Annotated in this window: 21 protein-coding genes; 15 read left to right on the top strand and 6 right to left on the bottom strand. The window is 56.5% G+C overall.

Annotated elements, in window-relative coordinates:
* Nucleotides 1–77: 77 nt before the first annotated feature.
* Nucleotides 78–470, top strand: coding sequence for a VOC family protein (locus tag EIP93_RS17550; protein ID WP_103972245.1), 393 nt, complete (start codon nucleotides 78–80; stop codon nucleotides 468–470).
* A 47-nt stretch (nucleotides 471–517) separates the two neighbouring features.
* On the opposite strand, the gene hpxZ is transcribed toward EIP93_RS17550, so the two are convergent.
* The 4 genes from hpxZ to EIP93_RS17530 are packed head-to-tail and all read right to left on the bottom strand — an operon-like array spanning nucleotide 518 to nucleotide 4,121.
* On the bottom strand, nucleotides 518–904 hold the full coding sequence (gene hpxZ / locus EIP93_RS17545) for an oxalurate catabolism protein HpxZ (RefSeq protein ID WP_125233054.1): 387 nt from the start codon (nucleotides 902–904) through the stop codon (nucleotides 518–520).
* Entirely contained in the window at nucleotides 894–2,297 is a 1,404-nt protein-coding gene (locus EIP93_RS17540) for an AtzE family amidohydrolase (protein ID WP_125233053.1), read from the bottom strand. Before EIP93_RS17540 ends, hpxZ begins: the two co-directional genes overlap by 11 nt.
* Nucleotides 2,294–2,491, bottom strand: coding sequence for an oxalurate catabolism protein HpxX (gene hpxX, locus EIP93_RS17535; RefSeq protein WP_103862949.1), 198 nt, complete (start codon nucleotides 2,489–2,491; stop codon nucleotides 2,294–2,296). Before hpxX ends, EIP93_RS17540 begins: the two co-directional genes overlap by 4 nt.
* Nucleotides 2,492–2,516: 25 nt before the next feature.
* A complete protein-coding gene (locus tag EIP93_RS17530; RefSeq protein ID WP_039475482.1) occupies nucleotides 2,517–4,121 on the bottom strand; it encodes a gamma-glutamyltransferase family protein in 1,605 nt (534 codons plus the stop codon).
* A gap of 197 nt (nucleotides 4,122–4,318) precedes the next feature.
* On the opposite strand from EIP93_RS17530, the gene EIP93_RS17525 reads away from it, so the two are divergent.
* The 7 genes from EIP93_RS17525 to hpxK all read left to right on the top strand — a co-directional run bounded on the left by EIP93_RS17525 (nucleotide 4,319) and on the right by hpxK (nucleotide 11,280).
* On the top strand, nucleotides 4,319–5,158 hold the full coding sequence (locus EIP93_RS17525; RefSeq protein ID WP_125233052.1) for a MurR/RpiR family transcriptional regulator: 840 nt from the start codon (nucleotides 4,319–4,321) through the stop codon (nucleotides 5,156–5,158).
* A gap of 662 nt (nucleotides 5,159–5,820) precedes the next feature.
* Nucleotides 5,821–6,627, top strand: coding sequence for a transporter substrate-binding domain-containing protein (locus EIP93_RS17520; protein WP_102119134.1), 807 nt, complete (start codon nucleotides 5,821–5,823; stop codon nucleotides 6,625–6,627).
* Between the two features lie 12 nt (nucleotides 6,628–6,639).
* Nucleotides 6,640–7,305 (top strand): amino acid ABC transporter permease, encoded by a 666-nt coding sequence (locus tag EIP93_RS17515; protein WP_010306971.1) that lies wholly within the window; start codon nucleotides 6,640–6,642, stop codon nucleotides 7,303–7,305.
* Nucleotides 7,305–7,958 carry an amino acid ABC transporter permease gene (locus EIP93_RS17510; RefSeq protein WP_029368898.1) on the top strand — a complete coding sequence of 218 codons (654 nt, stop codon included), beginning with the start codon at nucleotides 7,305–7,307 and terminating at the stop codon, nucleotides 7,956–7,958. The genes EIP93_RS17515 and EIP93_RS17510 overlap by 1 nt, the downstream gene beginning before the upstream one ends.
* On the top strand, nucleotides 7,939–8,682 hold the full coding sequence (locus tag EIP93_RS17505) for an amino acid ABC transporter ATP-binding protein (RefSeq protein WP_103862946.1): 744 nt from the start codon (nucleotides 7,939–7,941) through the stop codon (nucleotides 8,680–8,682). The genes EIP93_RS17510 and EIP93_RS17505 overlap by 20 nt, the downstream gene beginning before the upstream one ends.
* Nucleotides 8,683–8,776: 94 nt before the next feature.
* A complete protein-coding gene (locus EIP93_RS17500; protein ID WP_039508773.1) occupies nucleotides 8,777–10,021 on the top strand; it encodes a pyridoxal-phosphate-dependent aminotransferase family protein in 1,245 nt (414 codons plus the stop codon).
* On the top strand, nucleotides 10,018–11,280 hold the full coding sequence (hpxK, locus tag EIP93_RS17495) for an allantoate amidohydrolase (protein WP_125233051.1): 1,263 nt from the start codon (nucleotides 10,018–10,020) through the stop codon (nucleotides 11,278–11,280). The genes EIP93_RS17500 and hpxK overlap by 4 nt, the downstream gene beginning before the upstream one ends.
* 35 nt (nucleotides 11,281–11,315) lie before the next feature.
* Here the strand turns inward: hpxK and EIP93_RS17490 are convergent, their stop codons facing one another.
* Both EIP93_RS17490 and EIP93_RS17485 read right to left on the bottom strand, forming a co-directional pair.
* Complete coding sequence (locus EIP93_RS17490; protein WP_116227103.1) at nucleotides 11,316–12,098, bottom strand: amidohydrolase; 783 nt, start codon at nucleotides 12,096–12,098, stop codon at nucleotides 11,316–11,318.
* Complete coding sequence (locus EIP93_RS17485) at nucleotides 12,086–13,243, bottom strand: pyridoxal phosphate-dependent aminotransferase (protein ID WP_125233050.1); 1,158 nt, start codon at nucleotides 13,241–13,243, stop codon at nucleotides 12,086–12,088. Before EIP93_RS17485 ends, EIP93_RS17490 begins: the two co-directional genes overlap by 13 nt.
* A gap of 180 nt (nucleotides 13,244–13,423) precedes the next feature.
* Between EIP93_RS17485 and EIP93_RS17480 the strand changes: the two genes are divergently transcribed.
* The 7 genes from EIP93_RS17480 (at nucleotide 13,424) to EIP93_RS17450 (ending at nucleotide 19,640) form a co-directional block, all read left to right on the top strand.
* Nucleotides 13,424–14,041, top strand: a complete 618-nt coding sequence (locus tag EIP93_RS17480; protein WP_103972238.1) for a methylthioribulose 1-phosphate dehydratase — start codon at nucleotides 13,424–13,426, stop codon at nucleotides 14,039–14,041.
* Nucleotides 14,038–14,727 (top strand): acireductone synthase, encoded by a 690-nt coding sequence (gene mtnC, locus EIP93_RS17475; protein WP_125233049.1) that lies wholly within the window; start codon nucleotides 14,038–14,040, stop codon nucleotides 14,725–14,727. Before EIP93_RS17480 ends, mtnC begins: the two co-directional genes overlap by 4 nt.
* Complete coding sequence (locus EIP93_RS17470) at nucleotides 14,724–15,269, top strand: 1,2-dihydroxy-3-keto-5-methylthiopentene dioxygenase (RefSeq protein ID WP_103972236.1); 546 nt, start codon at nucleotides 14,724–14,726, stop codon at nucleotides 15,267–15,269. The genes mtnC and EIP93_RS17470 overlap by 4 nt, the downstream gene beginning before the upstream one ends.
* 458 nt (nucleotides 15,270–15,727) lie before the next feature.
* Nucleotides 15,728–17,755 carry a type VI secretion system Vgr family protein gene (locus EIP93_RS17465; protein WP_125233048.1) on the top strand — a complete coding sequence of 676 codons (2,028 nt, stop codon included), beginning with the start codon at nucleotides 15,728–15,730 and terminating at the stop codon, nucleotides 17,753–17,755.
* Between the two features lies 1 nt (nucleotide 17,756).
* Entirely contained in the window at nucleotides 17,757–18,482 is a 726-nt protein-coding gene (locus tag EIP93_RS17460) for a DUF4123 domain-containing protein (protein WP_103972234.1), read from the top strand.
* Nucleotides 18,479–18,997, top strand: coding sequence for a hypothetical protein (locus tag EIP93_RS17455; RefSeq protein WP_119158281.1), 519 nt, complete (start codon nucleotides 18,479–18,481; stop codon nucleotides 18,995–18,997). The genes EIP93_RS17460 and EIP93_RS17455 overlap by 4 nt, the downstream gene beginning before the upstream one ends.
* 124 nt (nucleotides 18,998–19,121) lie before the next feature.
* The gene (locus EIP93_RS17450; RefSeq protein WP_125233047.1) at nucleotides 19,122–19,640 is read left to right on the top strand and encodes a hypothetical protein; all 519 of its coding nucleotides are present in this window, start codon (nucleotides 19,122–19,124) and stop codon (nucleotides 19,638–19,640) included.
* Nucleotide 19,641 lies beyond the last annotated feature (1 nt).

Below are 19,641 nucleotides of genomic sequence, written 5' to 3'. Positions count from 1 at the left end.
GCGATCGCATTATCCTGACAAAGTACAGGGTTATGATGGTCAAATATCATCCATAGTGATATTCGAAAGAGGCCATCGTGTTAGATCACCTGAGCATCCCGGTACGGGATATTGCCCGTAGCCGACAATTCTATGAAGCGGCGCTCAAGCCGTTGGGTTACTGCCTGATTAAGGACATGTCATTTGCCGTCAGTTTTGCTGTGCGGGAAGGCTATGGGCAGTCAAGCGATCCCGGTGGTGAATTCTGGATTTATCAGTCAAAGGGCGAGCCCTGCCCAGCCGTGCATTTTGCCTTCAGCGCCGCCTCGCGAGAGCGTGTTGATGCTTTTTTTGCTGCTGCTATTGCAGCGGGAGGCGAAGATAATGGTGCTCCGGGGCTGCGCCCGAATTACCATCAGGATTATTACGCCGCATTTGTGCACGACCCCGATGGGTACAACATTGAAGCGGTGTATCACCGCCAGCCTTAACGCTCGGGGTGGTTAGATGGGGTAATCGGGGGGAAAATCCCCCGTTGTCATTCACTCATCAGGCTGACGTGGGCGGCGACAATGCGCCAGCCTTCTGGCATTTTTACCCAGGTTTGCATTTGGCGACCGATCTTCGCGCTGCCTGCGCGGGTGAATTCCGTGCTGGCGACGGCCATATCATGACCATAAGCGGTGATGACCGTATTACGCAGCGTTCTGTCCAGACCTGCAGAAGGGCGAGCGAGACGAAAGGCTCGGATTTCCTCTATCCCGTACAGATTTTCTCCCGCACCGTAGCGCACCGTTTTTTCATCGTGCCAGAACAGTTCATCCAGCACCGCAATGTCATTACCCGTTAAGGCTTTCTCATAGCGATAGAACGCGTCAGTCACGTCAGCCAGCACATCCGGCTGATTGATATCGTCAGGTAACATATTTTCTTTCCTCTACGGTATAAGTTAGTCCTTGCTGCTCCAGCGCCCATGCCGTCCGCAGGCAAAGATCCTCACGCCACGGTGCGGCAATAATCTGCACGCCTATCGGCAGGCCGCTCGCGGTCGCCATCGGTACCGTCACGACGGGTAGCCCGACAAAAGAGATCGGCTGCGTTAGCATGCCCATACTGGCGCGGACGGGCAGGTCGGTATCATTAATGCGCATAGTTTCCTGCCCGATGAGCGTGGCGGAGCAGGGCGTCGCCGGGGCGATCAGCAGGTCGGTGTGCTCAAACAGCGCCAGCGTCTGTTGACGGAAATAATTACGGAAACGCTGAGCCTGCACATACCAAGCGGCGGGGATCATGGCGCCAGCCAGCAGGCGCTCGCGTGACAGGGGCTCGAAGCACTCAGGCTGCGAACGTAAGGCTGGCAAATACTGGTTGCCCCCTTCGCTGGCCGACAGAATAAAGGCGGCGCTACGCGCCAGTGCGGCATCGGTTAGCGTCAGGCTGTCCTGTGCGCCCAGCGCCTGTGCGATCTGGCGGACGGCGGTGTTGGCTTCCTCGCTGGCCCAGGTGGAGAAATAGCCATCGAGCACCGCGTAGCGTAATCCGTCGCTGCCCGCTTCCAATTGTGCAGCGGTATGCTGCGTTTCCCGCTTGGCCTGAAAACGATCATGTTCATCGCGACCTTGTAAGGCGTCGAACACCAGTGCCAGATCGTCTGCGCTGCGCGCCAGCGGACCGATATGGTCGAGGCTGGCGACAAACGGGTGGCTGCCGTGGCGTGATAAACGGCCAAACGTCGGCTTTAGCCCGAAAATGCCGCAGAGCGACGACGGTACGCGGATCGAGCCATTGGTGTCGCTGCCCAGCGTGAAGTTAACCAAGCCTGCTGCGACGGCGGCGGCCGATCCGCCAGACGATCCACCCGCGATGCGCTGTGTATCGAGCGGGTTGCGCGTGGGGCCGTAATGGCTGTTTTCGGTGGTAAAGCCGTAAGCATAGGCATCCATATTCAACATGCCAGACAGCAGTGCGCCCTGACTGGCAAGCTGACGGATGGCAAAGGCGTCCTGTGCCGCGGGTGGTCGCTGGCTGAAAAGTTCGGCACCCGCCAACGTGGTTGCTCCGCTGACGTCAAACAGGTTCTTGACGGCGTAAGGCACGCCGGCCAGCGTGGGCAAGGCTTCCCCGCGTTGACGGCTTGAGTCGATGCGCTCTGCTTCTGCCAACATGCGAGTACCGGTAACGTGGGTATAGGCATTAATAGTGGGGTTGGTCTGCTCAATGGCGCCCAATGCCTGCTGTGCAAGCTCCTTGGCGGAGAACGTGCCAGCCTGCAAACCTTGCTGAATCTGCCGGATAGATAACGCTGAAGGTCTATTCATAGCGTATAAACCCCGGCAATTTCCTGATGTTCATCAAGAGGGAATTCCATTAACGGCTGCGCCATGGCGTGAATGCGGCTGAACTGAACTAACAGCTCCTGACGCCGCTCCTGACTCAGTTGCAGCGCTAGCAGCGTTTCCATGTGTTGAAGATAAGCGGCCAACGTGTCGCTATCGATTGAGTGGGTCGTCATACATATTCTCCCGGTTGATTCATGATTAGAAGCCAGCCGCGCTGCCGTTGCTGCGCGGATCGAAGGCACCTTCCAGCATGCCGTTGGTGTGGCGTACGATGGCACCGGCGTGGCCGACCGTTTCGCTAAAGCTGCTCAACAGCTCGACGTCGTGACCGAGCTGGCGCAGGGCATCCACGGTCGCGGGTTTAAAGCGATCTTCGATTTTCAGCGTATCGGAAGCTTGTCCCCAGGTACGGCCCAGCAGCCAGCGCGGGGCGGTAATCGCCTGTTGCAGCGGTAGCCCTTGCTGGATATGACGGATAAAGATGGCCGCTTGCGTCTGTGGTTGTCCGTCTCCGCCCATCGAGCCGTAGACCATGGTTCGACCGTCGGACAGGCGTGCAGCGGCAGGATTTAAGGTATGAAACGGCTGTTTACCGGGCTCTAACGCCAGTAAGTGTGCCGGATCGAGGCTGAACGAGGCACCACGGTTCTGCCAGAGCACGCCGGTTCCCGGCAAGACCACGCCGCTGCCAAACTCGTGGTAAATGCTTTGAATGAAAGACACACACAGGCCGCTGCTGTCGCAGACGCCCATCCAGACGGTGTCGCCGGGGCCTTTGCCTTCTCCCCACGGCGCGGCTTTGCGGGTATCGACCTGCCGAGCCAGCACGCCGAGCGCATCGTTTTCCAGCAACGCCTGAACGTCCTGCGTCATTTGCTTAGGATCGGTAATGAAGCGGTCACGCAGGCCAAACGCCAGTTTGGTCGATTCGACAATGCGATGGATCGTCTGGCTATCGTTCAGATCTTCCATGTCTAAATGATCGGTCAGGCCGAGAATCGCGAGCGACACCAGACCCTGCGTCGGCGGCGCGAGGTTGTAGATATCGCCTTTACTGTGCTTCAGCACCAGCGGCGTGGTTCGTTTGGCGCGGTAATTTGCCAGATCGTCCGCCGTCAGCGGCATACCAAGCTGCGCCATTTGTGCCGACAGCCGAGCGGCGACGGATCCGCGATAAAAGCTGTCCAGCCCTTCAAGGCTCAGCGTTGTCAGGGTATCGGCTAAATCCGGCTGCGTGAAACGGCTGCCCGCGCGCGGGATATTCCCCTGCGGCATAAACAGCTGGCTAAAGGCCGGAAAATCGCTCAGTTCGTGGTAGCGCTGGGTGAGCGCATCCTCCTGAGATTGTGTGACGGGAATGCCGTCAGCCGCATAGCGAATCGCGTCAGATAACAGGCGAGCCAGCGGCATCGGTGTGCCGTCTATTTCTTGTGAATAGGCCAGTTCTTGCGAATAGGTTAGCGCTTCCTGCCAGCCGCCGACGGTGCCCGCGACTGTTAGCGCCGCTTTGGGGCCACGGTGTGGAATGCGACTTTCACCTTGATACCACTCACGGCAGGCCAGCGACCCCGCTGCCCCGCTGGCATCAATAGCAACGGGTTCGCCGTGTGGGGGCACAATCAGCCAGAAGCCGTCGCCGCCGATCCCGTTCATATGTGGGTATACCACGGCAATGGTTGCTGCCGCCGCGACCATGGCTTCAATGGCGTTTCCACCTTCACGCAGAACGGCCAACGCGCTGGCACTGGCTAAATGATGAGGGGCTACCGCCATACCCAGCGGGGCGGTGTTGCTTTGCATCATTTCAGGATTCCTTGTTTAAATATTATGTAGGGTAAGAGTTATTAACCTTAGTTATAAGCAAACGGCGTTCCAGTTTTTCGGTGCGGTGGAAAGTCCGTATGCGGTGCCGGAAGGGGTATCTATATCATCCTGACAATCCTGTGCTATGTTCTGCGACATGAAACAAACGTTACAGCAAGCGCAATGGATGAGAGACGATGATGCAAATAGATGAACGATTACGGGATCGCTACGGCGAGCTTTCACCGCAGGAACAGCGCGTCGCGGATTTCATCTTCGATCACTTTGACGATTTAATCAGCTACAACAGCGCCGAGCTGGCGCGGCTGAGCGGCGTTTCCAAAGCGACCGTCAGCCGGTTGTTCAAACGGCTGGGCTATCCTAGCTACCGCGATATGCGCAATGAGCTCAGAACGCTGCGCCAGAGCGGGATGCCGCTGGCGGATAACCGGGATGCCGTGCAGGGGAATACGCTGCTGGCGCGGCATTACAAGCAGGAAATGGCGAACCTGACGCAGTGGATAAACCAGATTGACCCCGTGCAGTTTGGCGCAGTGATTCAGGCGCTGATGCAGGCGCAGCGCCTGTGTCTGATTGGGCTGCGCAATAGCTATCCGGTGGCGCTGCACCTGCGCCAACAGCTGCTCCAGATCCGCCAACAGGTCACGCTGCTGACGCAGCCAGGGCAGACGTTATCCGAAGAGCTGGTGGATCTCACTGCGCAGGATGTCGTGATTGTGGTGGCGTTTCGCCGCCGTCCGCGCCTGATTCAGCCACTGTTGGCACAGTTGCAAAAGCGCGGTGTACCCGTGCTGCTGCTGTGCGAACCACAGGCCAGTACGCTAATGTCGCTGGCAACCTGGTCGCTGTGCGTTCCGCTGGACAGCGTCTCGGCGTTTGACAGTTATTCCTCCGCGATGAGTTTGGTGAATGTGATCAGCAATGCGCTGCTACATGAAATGCTGCGTGACGGACGCCAGCGCATCCACCAGATCGTGGATCTTTATGGTGAATTGGATGAGCTAGAGCAACGCTAATGGTGCGTTGGGATGGTGCTAATGCACCAATGTAGTGCGGTATGGTTGATGTTTGGTGCTATTCTGATGCCCTTATGTGTCATGCCGTCATGCCGTCATGCCGTCATGTGGATCTGTCATATAGTCATGCAGATCGTTTCGGGCGTGATAGCACCGGATTATTTTTGTGACGTAGCGCTGTGGATTGTTTCTCGTTGTTATCTGTTCATCGGCGTAAAAAATTATGATGAGAAATGTGGGCCATCCCGAATGAGCAGCATGGACGCTGCGAAAGCCTGTGCCGCGCCGGGAGCGCGTCACAGGCGGTTCGACAGGATGACACGCGTTTCGAATGTACCGCGTAGCGGCATAATTCACGCCGAAAGCCAGGGTTCGTAGGGCTGCGGCGACTGAGCTGCCCTACGTCGGGCGTGGTGCATGAGTTGCATAAATAATCTTGCTGCAATCACGCACGAAACCTTTCACAGATATTACATACCCATACCATAATCATCTCCATCGCTATCCCATGTTTTAGCCGAACTTTCTGACCCCCGCACTCAATAGCACAGAAGGCGTTAATCTAATCTGGCATGCTCCTTGCTTAATTTCTGCAACGATGGTTTCAATTTTTGTTTTTAAAGAATCTTTCGTTTCAATTATACTAACCGGGGGCAGAGACGATGTTGATCAATAAACTGGGCGTCAAAAAAGGGTTACTGGCAGTGATGGGCGCGGCAATGTTACTGGTTCAGGCCGGTAGCGCGATGGCCGATCAGTTGCAGGATATCGAGAAGCGCGGCGTGCTGCGTGTCGCTGTCCCGCAGGATTTCCCGCCGTTTGGATCGGTGGGGACGGATCTGCAACCGCAGGGGTATGACATCGATATCGCTCGCTATCTGGCGAAAGAGATGAAACTAAAGTTGCAGTTGGTTCCGGTAACCAGTGCTAACCGCGTACCGTATCTGCAAACTAACAAAGTTGACCTGGTGATCTCCAGTCTGGGCAAAAACGCCGAGCGTGAAAAAGTGATCGATTTCAGCCGCGCCTATGCGCCGTTTTTCCTCGGCGTATTTGGGCCGAAAGACAGCACGCTGACATCGTCAGACGCGCTGGAAGGCAAGAGCATCGGCGTCACGCGCGGTGCAGTAGAAGACATGGTGCTGACGGATATCGCGCCGAAGGCCGCACAGATTAAGCGCTACGAAGATAACAACACCACGCTGTCGGCGTACCTATCCGGGCAGGTGGAATATGTTGCAACGGGTAACCTGGTTGTAGCCGCTATCGCCGAGCAGAATCCGACGAAAGCACCAGTAGCGAAGTTTATGCTGAAAGATTCGCCGTGCTACATCGGGCTGAAGAAAGATGAACCCGCACTGAAAGCGAAAGTCGATGCGTTGATTGAGCAAGCACTGAAAGACAACACGCTCAATACCCTGTCGGAAAAATGGCTGAAAGCGCCGCTGCCAGCCAGCATCAAGGCTTAACGGGAGCACGCCATGACCTATCAGCTTAATTTTTCCGCGCTGTTTCCGTTCTGGCCTGAGTTGCTGGAGGGGTTGTGGGTCACCATTGAGCTGACGGTCATGGCAACCCTCGGCGGCATTGCCATCGGCATCTTCGGTGCGGCTTTGCGCAGCGGCAAGCCTACCCTGCTGAGTCGGCTATGGGGAGTCTACGTCGAGCTGATCCGCAATACGCCGTTTGTGGTTCAGCTGTTCTTCATCGTTTTCGGCTTGCCGAGTCTGGGCTTGAAGCTCACCGCCGGACAGGCCGCGCTGTTGGCGATGCTGATTAATCTGGGAGCGTACAGCACCGAGATTATCCGCGCGGGGATTCAGGTAACGCCGAAAGGCCAGTGGGAAGCCGCCCGCGTGTTGGGGTTGACGCGGATGCAGACCTTCCTGCGTGTGATTCTGCCGCCTGCGCTCCAGCGGATTTATCCGGCGCTGGTCAGCCAATGCATCATCGTCATGCTGGGATCGTCGGTGGTGTCGCAGGTGTCTTACGAAGAACTGACTTTTGCTGCCAACCTGATTCAATCCCGTACGTTTTTGAGCTTTGAAGTGTATCTGGCAACCACACTGTGTTACCTGATGCTGTCTGTTCTGATGCGACAACTCTTACTGCTGGCGGGTCGGCGCTTTCTGGGGAATCAGTCATGATGACATTTACCGACTGGGATATTGTTCGCAACCTGCTGCTGGCGGCACGTTGGACGCTACTGCTGTCGCTGACGGCTTTCATCGGCGGCGCGATAGTGACCTTTCCGCTGATGCTGCTGCGGTTGACTAAACGCAAATGGCCGACGCGCCTTGTCCACCTGTACTCCGAGCTGTTTCAGGGGACACCGCTGCTGATGCAGCTATTTCTCGCCTTTTTCGGACTGGCGCTGTTCGGCATTGATGTGAGCCCATGGACGGCGGCAGCCCTAGCGCTGACGCTCTTTACTAGCGCCTTTCTGGTGGATATCTGGTGTGGCAGCGTGGAAGCCTTGCCGAAAGGGCAGTGGGAAGCATCGCGCTGTCTCGGACTGGATTTCGGCCAGACGCTCTATCGGGTGATTGCGCCGCAGGCGATGCGTATCGCCATTGCGCCTACCGTTGGTTTTTCCGTGCAGGTGATTAAAGGCACCGCGCTGGCGTCGATCATCGGATTCATCGAGCTGACCAAGGCGGGAACCATGTTGAATAACGTGACCTATCAGCCGTTTAAAGTGTTCGGATTGGTGGCGCTGGGCTATTTCCTGATGTGCTATCCGCTCTCTTACTACAGCCGCTATCTGGAGAAGAAATTCAATGCCGCTCATCACCATTAATCAGGTTCAAAAATATTACGGCCAGAACCATGTCCTGAAAGGCGTGGATTTGGATATCGAAATGGGCGAAGTCATTTCGATCATCGGGCGCAGCGGCTCCGGTAAGAGCACGCTATTGCGCTGCATGAACGGTCTGGAAGGCTATCAGGACGGCAGCATCAAGCTGGGTGGGATGACGGTTACCGACAGGGATTCGCAGGCGCGGGAAATCAGCCGCTCGGTTGGAATGGTGTTCCAGAACTTCAATCTGTTCCCGCATATGACAGCGCTGGAAAACGTGATGCTGGCACCGCGCCGCGTGCTGGGAAAAAGCGCGGCGGAATGCCATGAACTGGGTGAACAGATGCTCAATAAGGTCGGGCTGGGCGAGCGTCTTCACTACTATCCCGGCAATCTGTCGGGTGGTCAGCAGCAGCGCGTCGCGATTGCCCGCGCATTGGCGATGAGCCCAAAAGTCCTGCTGTGCGACGAAATTACCTCGGCACTCGATCCTGAATTAGTCGGTGAAGTGCTGAAGGTACTGGAACAGCTGGCCGCCGAAGGCATGACGCTGATTCTGGTGACGCATGAAATGAATTTTGCCCGTGAAGTGGGCGACCGCGTGGTGTTTATGCATCAGGGCACCGTCTGGGAACAGGGCGACAGCAAAACGCTGTTTGCTAACCCGCAGACCCGCGAACTGAAACAGTTTATCGCCTCCGTCCGGGGACTATCGGAAGCGTAAGGCTTCTCTCTTTTTGAGCTAATCACGCACGGAAACGCGCATAAAATCATTCGATTAGCAGACCAGTAACGTAAAGAATCTGGAGCACATAACCATGAACAGCGAACTGTACGCGCAAATTAATCCCCCTCATCGCCTGCTGATGGGGCCGGGGCCGATCAATGCCGATCCGCGCGTATTACGGGCAATGGCCAGCCAGTTGGTGGGGCAGTATGACCCCGCGATGACGAACTACATGAATCAGGTCATGGCGCTCTATCGTCAACTTTTCCGCACGGAAAACCGCTGGACGATGCTGGTAGACGGCACCTCGCGAGCGGGGATCGAAGCGATTCTGCTATCGGCGATCCGCCCCGGTGACAAGGTGCTGGTGCCGGTGTTTGGCCGTTTTGGTCATCTGCTGTGCGAGATTGCCCGCCGCTGCCGTGCTGACGTTCATACCATCGAAGTGCCGTGGGGTGAGGTGTTCTCGCCAGACCAGATCGAAGATGCGATCAAAGCGGTACGCCCGCGTTTACTGCTGACGGTGCAGGGAGATACATCGACCACCATGCTGCAACCGCTGGAGGAACTGGGCGAGATTTGCCGCCGTCACGGCGTACTGTTCTATACCGATGCTACCGCCTCTTTTGGCGGCAACCCGCTGGAAACGGATAAATGGGGACTGGATGCGGTTTCCGCAGGGTTGCAGAAATGCCTCGGCGGGCCGTCCGGCAGTTCACCGATCACGCTTAGTCCGCAGATGGAAGCGGTGATCCGCCGGCGTAAATGCGTCGAACAGGGGATCAGAACGGACGCGCATCAGGACGGCGACGACGAGATGATCTATTCCAACTATTTCGATCTGGGCATGGTGATGGATTACTGGGGGCCGGAGCGCCTGAACCACCATACCGAGGCGACGAGCATGCTGTTCGCCGCACGCGAATGTGCCCGAACGATCCTCGAAGAAGGGCTGGATCGCAGTATTGCTCGCCATGCGCTGCACGGTAGTGCACTGGTGGCGGGGATTCAGGGAATGGGGCTGGACACCTTTGGTTCGCTGACCCACAAAATGAATAACGTGCTGGGCGTGGTGATTCCTGACGGCGTTCACGGCGAGCAGGTGCGTAAGCTGCTGCTGGAAGATTTTGCCATCGAGATCGGCACCTCGTTTGGCCCGCTTCAGGGCAAGATATGGCGCATCGGTACGATGGGCTACAACGCGCGTAAAGACTGCGTGATGCAAACGCTGACGGCGCTGGAGGCGGTGCTGAATCGACTTGGCTTCCGTACCGTGCAGGGTGAAGCCTTGCAGGCCGCCTGGAATTGCTACGCGGCGGATGAGGGACGTGCATGAGTGAAATGTTGATGTTGCCCGCTGCCGCACAGGCCGCCGCTGAGCAGATTATGTTGCGCTGCGATGCGCTGGCTGAAATTAGCGAAACGCCCGGCCAGCTGACCCGCGTTTATCTGTCGCTGGAACACCTGCGTGCCAATGCGCAGGTGGGGGAATGGATGCGCGAAGCGGGCATGAACGTCTGGCAGGATAGCGTTGGCAACATTTGTGGTCGCTATGAAGGATTAACACCGGATGCGCCAGCGCTGCTGCTCGGTTCGCATCTGGATACGGTGCGCAATGCTGGACGGTATGACGGCATGCTGGGCGTATTGACGGCGATTGAAGTCGTGCGTGCCTTCCATCAGCAGGGGACGCGTTTGCCCGTGGCGCTGGAAATCATCGGCTTCGGCGATGAGGAAGGTACGCGTTTTGGTATTACGCTGCTGGGCAGCCGAGGGTTAACGGGCACCTGGCCGGAGAACTGGCTGGATTGTCAGGATGCAGAAGGCACCAGCGTGGCGCAGGCGTTGACCATTGCGGGGCTGGATCCGCTTGAGGTGGCGCTGGCGGCACGTCCGGTCAGTGATATCACCGCCTATCTGGAGTTGCACATCGAACAAGGGCCGTGTCTGGAACAGCAGGATCTGGCGCTGGGCGTGGTCACCGCGATTAACGGGGCGCGGCGGCTCAACTGCACGTTCCTCGGTCTGGCGGGGCATGCGGGCACGGTACCGATGACGCAGCGGCAGGATGCGCTGGCGGCGGCGGCTGACTGGATGGCGCAGGCAGAACGGGTAACGCGAGAAAGCGATCCCCATCTGGTCGCCACGTTTGGTACGTTGCAGTGTTTACCGGGCGCGGCGAACGTCATTCCCGGCGAGGTGAAGATGACGCTGGATATTCGTGGGCCGGAGGATGCGCCGCTGGATGCGTTGCTGGAAAAACTCCTGATACTGGGACAGGCTATCGCGCACCAGCGCGGCTGCCAGTTCAGCGCCGAAGAGTATTACCGTATTGCGGCAACCCGCTGCGATCCCGCGTTGCAGTCGGTATTAAACGACGCGGTGACGCAGGTGCAGGGGAAAACGCTGATGCTACCAAGCGGTGCGGGGCACGACGCCATCGCCATCGCCGAACGCTGGCCGGTAGCGATGTTATTCGTCCGCTGCCGCGGCGGCATCAGCCACCATCCTGACGAATCTGTTACCACGGCAGATGTGGCGCTGGCGCTACAGGCGTTCTATCAGGCGGTGTTCTACCACGCCTCTGCACAGTAACGACAGCTACATCTATTACAGCTACAGCACAACCACTACAGCGTAAAGCGATCGGCATCGCGCCAGGCGGGGAAGGATTCCCGGTAGCTTTGCAGCGCTTCCAGCGACAGTTCGGCGTCCAGACGGGCAGGCTGATTGGGCGCGGCAGAGGCCAGAATTTCCCCTTGAGAATTAATAATCAGGCTATCGCCACGGTAGCTGTGGCCGTTGCCGTCGGTACCGACGCGGTTACAGCCTGCAACGTAGGCCTGATTCTCAATGGCGCGCGCTGCTAGCAGCGTCTGCCAGTGTGCCGCGCGAGGCGCAGGCCAGTTGGCGACATACAGCGCCAGATCGTAATCCTGTCGATTGCGTGACCAGACTGGGAAACGCAGGTCGTAGCAGATCATCGGGCAGATGCGCCAGCCGCGCCATTCAATGGTGACTCGCTCTGTGCCTGCCTGATAGTGGTGATGTTCATCCGCCATGCGGAACAGGTGACGTTTATCGTAGTGATACACCTCGCCGTGCGGATCGACCAGCAGGAACCGGTTCACCGCACCTTTTGGCGTATTTACCGCGACGCTGCCGCCGATCAGCGCATTGGTCTTCTGCGCCCACTGGTGCAGCCAGGCTTCTACGACTGACTGATCCAGGCTGCCTTTGGCGGCCTCCATCGCAAAGCCAGTGGTGAACATCTCCGGCAGCACGATCAGATCGCGTCCTGCCACATCACGCCCGCTCATCTCCGCTAATAAGGTATCGAAGTGGCGCAGGTTGGCTTCGCCATCGCGCCAGACCAGCGGCTGTTGCAGCAATGAAATCTTTAAAGTCGACATAAACGCTCCGCAGCGGCATCCAACGTTGCTTCCTGTTTAGCAAAGCATAGTCGAATCAACGTATGTGGGAACGGATCGGCACAAAAGACGGACAGCGGAATGGCCGCGACGCCAACGTGCTCGGTCAGCCAGCGGCAGAAGCTGACATCGTCCAGAGCGGAAATCGCCCGATAGTCCGCCAGCAAGAAGTAGGTGCCTTCGCAGGGCAGAATTTCAAAACGGCTGCCTGCCAGCGCCTTGATGAAACGATCGCGCTTGGCACGGTAAAAATCAGGTAGTTCGCGCCAGTGTTGCGGCTGTTCACGCAGCATATCGGCGATGGCGAACTGCGCAGGCGTGTTCACGGAGAACGTCAGATACTGGTGAACCTTACGGACTTCCGCACTCAATGCGGCTGGCGCGACGCAGTAGCCGACTTTCCAGCCGGTCATGTGGAACGTTTTGCCAAACGATGAAACGGCGATAGCGCGTTGACGCAGCGACGGGTGCGCCAGCACGCTGGCGTGTCCTTCACTGTCGAAGCAGATGTGTTCGTAGACTTCATCGCTCAGTACGAAGATGTTATGTGCGGCAATTGCCTGCCACAGTTGCTCAAAATCGGCCTTCTGCCAGACGGTAGCGGACGGGTTGTGCGGTGTATTCAGGATGACCAAACGAGTACGGTCGCTCAGCAAACCGGCAAAATGCGACCAGTCCACGCGAAATGCAGGCGGCTGCAAGGCGATGCGTTTGAGTACGCCGCCAGCCAGCGTAACGGCAGGCGCATAGCTGTCATAGCTGGGATCGAAACAAATCACTTCGTCACCGGGTCGCACCAGCGCCGCAATGGCGGCAAACAGCGCTTCTGTTGCCCCCGCAGTGATGGTCACTTCGCTATCGGCATCCGGTCGCCAGCCGTACAGCTCTTCGGTTTTTTCAGCAATCACCTGACGCAGCGGTGCAACACCGGTCATCGGCGCATATTGGTTTGCGCCCTGACTGACATGATGCGCCAGCCGCTGTTGTAAATAATCCGGGCCGTCAAAATCAGGGAAACCTTGTGATAGATTGATGGCCTGATGCTGTTGGGCCAGTGCGCTCATCTGGGTAAAGATGGTGGTGCCCAGCGAAGGCAGTTTACTGTCGGGGATCAGAGCGGCGCTCATAGCGGGGTGGAACTCCTGCAAGCCTGTATTGCTTGGTAATATAACATGCTGTTAGTATTTGGCAATCAAGACGCTTGGACGTTTAAACGGCTAAATGCCTTTGCGTGCTAAGACATAATGAAAAAATCTAAACCTGCAACTGCATGCTTTGAAACAGAGAGACCAAAAACGGGAAGCCTCATGACTGAAAATCAACAATTGACGGCGCTGCTTGCGGCCTGCCACTGGATAGGTGAGAAGGGCTGGTGTCCAGCGACGGGCGGCAATATGTCCGTGCGCCTTGATGAAGCGCAGTGCCTGATTACCGAATCGGGTAAAGATAAAGGCAGTCTTCAGGCAGAGGATTTCCTGCTGGTGGATATTGCCACTAACCATGTGCCGAGCGGCCGTACGCCGTCGGCGGAAACGGGGCTGCATACGCTGCTGTATCGCCGTGAGCCGACTATCGGTGCGGTGCTGCACACGCACTCGGTGAACGCGACGGTGCTGTCTCGGGTAGAGAAGGGCGCTGAACTAGTACTGCACGGTTACGAAATGCAAAAGTCGCTGGCGGGGCAAACTACCCATTTGGATCGCGTGGCGATCCCGATTTTCGATAACGATCAGGATATTCCGGCGCTGGCGCAGCGGGTGACCGAGTACGCCAGCCACACGCCGCTACGCTACGGCTTTCTGGTGCGCGGCCACGGCCTTTACTGCTGGGGCGCGACGGTGAAAGAAGCACGTCGTCATCTGGAAGGACTAGAGTTCCTGTTCCAATGTGAATTGCAGCGGCGACTGCTGGAGGCGAAAGCATGATTAACGCGATCGTGACCGACATTGAAGGCACCACCAGCGACATCCGTTTTGTTCACACCGTGTTGTTCCCTTATGCCCGTGAACGACTGGCCGACACGGTGCGGCAGCAGGGTAGCGATCCTGAGATCGCGCAGGCGCTGGACGCGTTGCGTCAGGAACTGGGTCAGCCCGATGCGGATAATGATGCACTGATTACCGCGCTGAATCAGTTTATGGATGAAGATCGTAAATCCACCGCGCTGAAGCAGTTGCAAGGCATTATCTGGCGTGCGGGCTACCGCAACGGCGATTTTCAGGGACATCTGTACCCCGAAGTGGCCGCGCAGCTCACCGCATGGCAGCAGCAGGGCCTGCGCCTGTATGTGTATTCATCAGGGTCGGTAGAAGCGCAGCAGTTGCTGTTCGGCTACAGCAACGCGGGTGACCTGCGTCCGCTGTTCAGCGACTATTTTGATACTCGCGTCGGCGCGAAGCGGGAGACCGATTCTTATCGCACGATTGCGCAAGCCATCGGACTACCTGCTGAGCAACTGTTGTTCCTGTCGGACATTCGTCAGGAGCTGGATGCCGCGCAGGAGGCCGGTTGGCACACCTGTCAGCTTATCCGTGATGATGCGGATAGCGTAAGCCGTCACCGTCAGGTGGCACGTTTTGACCAGATCGACTTACCGGAGTACGCCCAATGAGTGGATTAACCATTTTTAGCGACAGCGATGCAAGCCAGCCGATTTGGCAAAGTCAGGATGCCGAGGCGATTCAGAAACAGCTGAACGAAATCGGCGTGCGTTTTGAACGCTGGGAAGCCAGCCAGAAGCTGAGCGATGCGCCGTCGTCTGAAGAAGTGCTTGCGGTTTATCAGCATGAAATCGATAAGCTGGTGGCAGAGAAAGGCTATCAGAGCTGGGACGTTATCAGCATGCGTTCCGATAATCCGCAGCGTGCGGAACTACGCACCAAGTTTTTATCCGAGCATGTCCACCATGAAGACGAAGTGCGCTTTTTCGTGGAAGGCGCGGGGCTGTTCTGCCTGCACCTGAACGGCAAGATTTACCAGATTCTGTGTGAGAAGAACGATCTGCTATCCGTACCCGCAGGCACGGCGCACTGGTTTGATATGGGACCGGAGCCGCACTTCACCGCCATCCGCCTGTTTGATAATCCGGAAGGGTGGATAGCGCATTTCACCGGCGATAAGATCGCGGATGCGTATCCGAAGTTGGAGCGATAGCTTGTAGGGTTTTATGCCCTTATTCCACGGACGAAAATGGTTTATCAATAGTCTAAGAACAGGGTAGATGCTCTGTTCTTAGATGATGATTGAGTCTTTTAGTTAGTTATCTAATTTATTCTTAATGATATTATTTTAATATTAATCAATGGACTTGCTTCGTTTTAGTCCTTTTTTTGTGCTATTGGCTCTGCGAACATCTTGTTATTCTTTACGCGTATTTTTTTAAAAGGAATAGCGTCAAGGATGCCACATGGAACGTTTTCATCACTCTTCACACCGTTTCAACCCCGCGACCTTCTTGTTTCCCACGACGTGAACATACCGAATCGCTGCTCGATTTAAATGCTCTGCGCTTTTCACCTGCGTGGCGTTTTTGCTCATATGGCGTTTAGCCAGAATGGCGTGCATGCGGTAGCCGTGGCAGTAGTACAAACATAAAAATAAGGAGAAAGCCGATGGCAAACAGTACAGGATTACAGTTCACCGTAAAGGTCGGCGCCCTGGAGGCAGGCACCTTTGCGGTGGTAGATTTCAGGCTGGATGAAGGGCTGAACCGGCCTTTCAGCCTGTCGCTGAGTCTGGCGAGCGCGTTGCCGGATGTGGATTTCGGCGCGGTGCTGGACCAACCGTGCGAGCTGATGATTTGGTATGAGGGTGAGCTAAAGCGTCGGGTCAGCGGGATTGTCAGTGGCTTCACGCAGGGCGACACCGGATTCCGGCGCACGCGCTATCAGATGGAAGTCCGTCCGGCGCTGTGGCGGCTGGGATTACGCACCAACGCCCGCATCTTTCAGGCGCAGAAGCCGGAAGCGATTATCGGTGCACTGCTGGAAGACGCCGGTATCACTGACTACGCCTTTGCGCTGCGTAACGAGCACGCGGTGCGGGAATACTGCGTGCAGTATCGGGAAAGCGATTTGGCGTTTGTCACCCGACTGGCCGCCGAGGAAGGGATGTATTTCTTCCACGAATACGAAGAGGGCAAACATCGATTAGTGTTTGCCGACGATGCGGGTGCACTGACCAAAGGCCCCGAGCTGTTCTTCAATTTGGCGACACAAGGGCTGAGCGAGGGCGAATACGTCCGGCGCTTCCACTACGCGGAGCGGGTAAGCACATCGGACGTCGAGCTGAAAGATTACAGCTTCAAAACGCCGGCTTACGGGCTGTCGCACAAGAAAATGAGCGGCGAGCTGGAGCACCAGCGCGAAAGCTATCAGCATTACGACTATCCGGGTCGCTATAAGCAAGACCCGAGCGGCAAGGCGTTCAGCGGCTACCGGCTGGATGCACTGCGCTCAGGGGCGGTGACGAGCGAAGGGGAATCTAACTGCGCGGGGCTGATGCCGGGTAACACCTTCATGCTGACGGAGCACCCGAATGCGACGCTGAATGCGGTGTGGCAGACGGTGAGCGTGACGCACGTCGGGCAGCAACCGCAGGCGCTGGAAGAGGAAAGCGGCGGCGAACCGACCACCATGAGCAACAGTTTTGCCGTGGTGAAAGGCACGACGACGTGGCGTGCTGCTATGCCGTACAAACCGATGGTGGATGGCCCGCAAATCGCGACTGTCGTCGGCCCGACGGGGGAAGAAATCTACTGTGACCAGTATGGTCGGGTAAAACTGCAATTCCCGTGGGATCGCTACGGTGCTAGCAATGACCAGAGCTCCTGCTGGGTGCGCGTCAGTCAGGGCTGGGCGGGCGGCCAGTACGGCATGATCGCCATCCCGCGCATCGGCCATGAAGTCATTGTGAGCTTCCTTGAGGGCGATCCGGATCAGCCGATTGTGACCGGGCGTACTTTCCATGCCACTAACCGCCCTCCTTACGACCTGCCAGCCCATAAGACACGTACCGTACTGCGCACGGAGACGCATCAGGGAGAAGGGTTTAACGAGCTGCGCTTTGAAGATCAGGCAGGACAGGAAGAGATTTATATTCACGGGCAGAAAGATCTCAACGCGCTCGTTGAGAATGACGTGGTCTGGCATATCAAACATGATGCCCACACGGAGATTGATAATGAGCGGGTGACGAGAATCAAATCCAACGATCACCTGACGGTTGAGAACGAGAAACGTGACCACGTGAAAGGAGGCTTCTCGTTGACCGTTGATACTTCGATGCATCAGAAACTGGGGCAGGCTTTGCTGGTCGAGGCCGGTGAGGAAGTGCATGTAAAAGCGGGGGCTAAGGTGGTTCTTGAAGCGGGCGCGGAGTTGACGCTGAAGGTCGGGGGAAGCTTCGTGAAGATTGACCCCAGCGGTGTGACGCTGGTCGGCCCCAGCATCAAGATGAATTCAGGTGGCAGCCCGGGCTTTGGCTCTGGCTGGGCGGGCCACATGCCCACCTTACCGGGAGACGTTGAGATTATTGCTCCACCCAAATTGCCCAAAATACCGCCTCTTGAAAAGCCGGTCTGTATTCCTTGTCTGCTGCGTGCCATGGCGCAGGGCGATGCGTTGATACAGGGAGAATAAGATGCTACCCGAATCAATCTGGCATCAGGGTGCCTGTATCGTCCTGTTGGAAGGGGCTTACCTCACCACTGAACAGCGTGAACGGTTGAGCGAAAGGCCGTTTTTGCCGCTCTATTTTCATGATGACTTGTTTGAACTGATTAATCTCGGCCCCTGGCTCTGGCTGTGTCCGCATGAGGAAGAAAGATTATTGGCTACGCTCGTTCAGCAAGGGCATGTGGTTGGCCTGCTTGAGAGCAGCCAACCTCTTAGCGCCTTGCAAAAGCAGTTGGCTTTGGGGGTGAGGGTGATTGAGCCCGAAGGGCAATTTAGCCAACTGCTGCGATTCTATACCCCCCACGCGCTGCCTCTGCTTGTCGAACAACACGATGCCCCGTGGTTCGGTGGGCTTTTTGGGGGAATCGAGCGCTGGTGGTTGCGAGAATGCGACGGCAGTTGGCGCGAACTGAGCCTATCGATCCCCCCAGATGACCCTGTTCCGGTGAAACTGACACCTGAGTTATACCGGGCATTGCAAGGTTCACCTGATGAACATCGCGTACTAGCCCTTTGGCAAGGGGGAGAGCGCTGTGGGCATTTCCCGCCCTGTGAAAGGATGAGTATGGTTCGAAAGGCGCTGAGAAAAGCGGAGCAGGCCGGAGCGGTAGACGGTCAACGTCGGTTGTGGGCATTAGCCTATCTGGAAGGTGGCCGTCAGGCTTTAGAAGAACAAAAGGGACGAACATGAGTGCGGCAAGCGGTTTAACGAGGGCAATCTCGGGGTTAATCACGGCGATATGGCAGATATTGCCGCGCTGGGGGCGGTGGGTGGCAAGCATCCTGCTGGCGCTCTGGCTGGGCTGGACGTTCTTGATACAGGAGCGTCATGGCGGGGCGTCAATCGTCGTGCATTCAGTGATCAATCGCCCGATTAGCTATGTGTACGTCAATGGCAATATGGGTAGCAATACTGATGCGTTTGATGGATTTCATGCAGGAGGAGGAGGAAGCGCTGGCCCCTATCGGATAGATGGGGACAAGGTCAATATTAAATGGGAACTTGCGATGACTCGTAAACAATATGATGAGCTTGGATATCGTCCAGAGATCCACTCTGTGGTCTTACCGATGCCTAAACGAGATAAGGGGCAGAATGGTTTCTGTGTGCTGATGTTACCTGATAATAAACCGATGGTAAGGTGGGCTGAAAGCTGTGTCGTTGAAATGGATAGTATCGTCGATACCTATAGAACGAGGAGATAAATAAAGTGGATTGGGATGATATGGAGTGTCGAATTGCTCGTGAAGAGAGCCGTCATCTGGCGGGCGTGACGGCTACTCAGCCAGTAATAAGGGAATTGAACCAGCAAGAACAAAGGGAACAAGCATGAGCGCGGCAAGCGGTTTGGCGAGAGCAGTCTCGGGGCTGATCACGGCGATATGGCAGATATTGCCGCGCTGGGGGCGGTGGGTGGCAAGCATTCTGCTGGTGCTCTGGCTAGGCTGGACGTTCCTGATACAGGAGCGGCATGGCGGGGCGTCAATCGTTGTCCATTCGGTGATCGATCGTCCCATTAGTTACGTTTATGTCAACGGTAATATGGGTAGCAATACCTTTGCGTTTGATGGATTTCATGCCGGGGGAGGAGGAAGTGCTGGCCCCTATCGGATAGACGGAGATACGGTCAAAATAGATTGGCTACTAAGCGCCACTCTAAAGCAACAAGAAGAACAGGGATTTCAGCCTGAGAAACATACTATCACCTTACCTATGCCTAAACGAGAGAAAGGTCAGAATGGTTTCTGTGTGCTGATGTTACCTGATAATAAACCGATGGTAAGGTGGGCTGAAAGCTGTGCCGTTGAAATGGATAGTATCGTCGATACCTATAGAACAAGGAGATAAA

The organism is Pectobacterium versatile, from assembly GCF_003932035.1.
Taxonomy (GTDB): Bacteria; Pseudomonadota; Gammaproteobacteria; order Enterobacterales; family Enterobacteriaceae; genus Pectobacterium; species Pectobacterium versatile.
This window is presented reverse-complemented; position numbering and strand designations above follow the sequence as displayed.